At 74.0% G+C, this 2,339-nt stretch carries 4 protein-coding genes and 1 pseudogene; 3 read left to right on the top strand and 2 right to left on the bottom strand.

Going from position 1 to position 2,339, the window contains the following annotated elements:
• Positions 1 to 120, top strand: a pseudogene (locus tag ACOV8S_RS23845) (GNAT family N-acetyltransferase); the annotation flags it as partial.
• A 24-nt stretch (positions 121 to 144) separates the two neighbouring features.
• On the opposite strand, the gene ACOV8S_RS23840 reads toward ACOV8S_RS23845, so the two are convergent.
• Positions 145 to 657, bottom strand: a complete 513-nt coding sequence (locus ACOV8S_RS23840; protein ID WP_448320178.1) for a DsbA family protein — start codon at positions 655 to 657, stop codon at positions 145 to 147.
• A 151-nt stretch (positions 658 to 808) separates the two neighbouring features.
• On the opposite strand from ACOV8S_RS23840, the gene ACOV8S_RS23835 reads away from it, so the two are divergent.
• Entirely contained in the window at positions 809 to 1,243 is a 435-nt protein-coding gene (locus tag ACOV8S_RS23835; protein ID WP_448320177.1) for a hypothetical protein, read from the top strand.
• Positions 1,244 to 1,454: 211 nt separating this feature from the next.
• Positions 1,455 to 1,619: a hypothetical protein gene (locus ACOV8S_RS23830; RefSeq protein WP_448320176.1), complete on the top strand. Its 165-nt coding sequence runs from the start codon at positions 1,455 to 1,457 to the stop codon at positions 1,617 to 1,619.
• Positions 1,620 to 1,702: 83 nt separating this feature from the next.
• On the opposite strand, the gene ACOV8S_RS23825 is transcribed toward ACOV8S_RS23830, so the two are convergent.
• A complete protein-coding gene (locus ACOV8S_RS23825; protein ID WP_448320174.1) occupies positions 1,703 to 2,260 on the bottom strand; it encodes a CGNR zinc finger domain-containing protein in 558 nt (185 codons plus the stop codon).
• Positions 2,261 to 2,339 lie beyond the last annotated feature (79 nt).

Raw genomic sequence — 2,339 nt, 5'->3', positions numbered from 1 at the left:
GTGGCGGGGCGGCGGGCGGTCGGCCTCAGCGTCTTCGCCGGCAACGTGCCCGCCGAACGTCTCTACGCCTCCCTCGGCTACCGCCCCACCCACCACCACCTGCACAAACCCCTGCTGTAGCCCTCGACGGGCGCAGCGGTGTCCTCAGGCGAGGAGGCGGTCGACGGTGGCCTCGATGCGGGCGCGCAGGCCCTCCTGGGACTTGCCGCCGTCGAGCCGCTCGCCGTCGATGACGTACGTCGGCGTCCCCGTGACCCCGATCGCCTTGCCCTCCGCCTGGTCGGCGTCGACGATCAGGATGTGCCGGCCGTCGATCAGCGCCGTGTCGAACTCCTCCGCGTCGAGCCCGAGCTCCCGAGCGGCGTCGACCAGCAGCGCCTCCCCCCGGCGGTCCAGCTCCTCGACCCGGCCGAGGACCGCCTCCACGTACTCCCAGCCCTTGCCCTGCTCCAGCGCCTCCTCGGCGGCCTGCGCCGCGGCGAAGGCGTGCTTGTGCTTCTCCAGCGGGAAGTGGCGCAGCCGCACCTCCAGCCGGTCGCCGTAACGGGCGCGCAGGGCGCGGACGTCGTCCAGGGCGGTGCGGCAGTCGGGGCACTGCAGCTCGCACCAGACGTCGAGCACGACAGGGGCGGGGGTGCTGGAGGAGGTGTCGCTCATGGGTCCAGTCTCCCAGCCGCGCCGCGCCCCCCGCGCCTCAGGGGCCGCCTGGGGGATGTCCCTGATTTCGTCCCGGATCCGTGGCGCCCCGGCGTGCCGCGGGGGCACGATGGAGGGAGCGTCCCGTCCGACCCGTCCGTCTGGAGGCCCGATGCTCGCCGAGACCATCTGCAGCGCGGTGTCCGCCGCAGGCCTGGGCATCGCCGCGATCACCGCCTTCCGGCGCCGTTTGCTGACCGCCGCCCGGATCGCCGCGTACGCCCTGATCCCGCTCGGCCTGGTGCTGACCGGCGCGGTCGCCTGGGCCGCCGAGACCGCCTTCGACCCGATGGCCTGGGTGGGCTTCGGCCTGCTCGGCGCCGCCTGGCTGCTCTTCCTGCTGAGCCGCGCCGTGGAGCGCCGCCGCCTGCGCAGGGCGTCGCCGGAGACCCCCGGCGAGGGCGCGCGGCCCGCCCCCGGACCGGCCGCTCCGCGCCGTGCCGTGCCCCCGGCCCCGGAGGGGGGCCGCCGTGGACCGGCGGCCGGATCCGGCGACCAGGACGACTTCAGCGACATCGAGGCGATCCTGAAGAAGCACGGCATCTGAGACGGCGGAGGACGGTGGGGCGGTCGGGAACAGCCTGGGACGGTTCGCAAGGCATATGATCTGACCTTTTCGGTCGGCGATCATGCTGCGTCCCGTGAGCGGTCCGTTCCGGTCGTGAAGCGGCCTCGTGGGGGCCCGCCGGGCGCACTACCTGGCACGACGCGGCTCCCGTTCGCTCGGGGGGCGCGCGTCGGCCCATGATGCTTCCGAGATGCTGGACACGACTCGGAGCGAGGCCGTCACGTCTTCGGAAGGAGACGAGCACGAGCCCCGCGGGTGCCTCTTCGCCCTCTCCCAGCCACCGCTGATGATCTTCCTGGCGGTGATCGGGAGCCTGTTCCTCATGGCAGCGCTGCACGACCTGCTGCTGCTGTGAGCCGGCCGCGCGCGTCCCCGGCGACACCCGTCGGGGGCGGCGTTCTCAGACCGCCGCACACCCCCTGGGCCCCAGGGCGGGGCTCAGCCCGCCGCTTCCCTGCGCCGGGCCCGGTAGGCCGCGACGTGAAGCCGGTTCCCGCAGGTGCGGCTGTCGCAGTAGCGCCGTGAACGGTTGCGCGAGAGGTCGACGAAGGCGCGGCGGCAGTCCGGCGCCTCGCAGCGCCGCAGTCTCTCCTGCTCCCCGGCGACCACGAAGAAGGCCAGTGCCATCCCGCAGTCCGCGGCCAGGTGGTCGGCGACGGACGCCCCCGGCGCGAAGTAGTGGACGTGCCAGTCGTAGCCGTCGTGGTCGGTCAGCCGTGGCGTGGTGCCCGCCGCGGCGACCAGTTCGTTGATCAGCCCGGCGGCGATCCGGGCGTCCGGGGCCGCGAACACCGCCGCGAACCGCGTCCGGAGCCGCCGTACCGCGGAGAGGTCCAGTTCGGAGAGGGTCCCGACGTCGCTGATCCGGTGCCCCGCCACGAACCGCTCGAGCGCGCCGAGGTCCGGCAGTCCCTCCGCCACGCCGTCCTCCGGCGCGGTGTTCACCAGGTCCACCACCGCGTCGAGGGCGCACCGGGTGTCGTGGGTGATCAGCACGTGTCGCTCCCTGCCTGGCATGCGTGGGCCGCCCGCCGATGGTGGCCGATCGTAATGGCTTTTCGGGCAGGAGGAAGGG

It is taken from the genome of Streptomyces sp. CO7, assembly GCF_053474865.1.
Note: the sequence above shows the minus strand (reverse complement) of the source record. Positions and strands in the feature narration are given on the sequence as shown.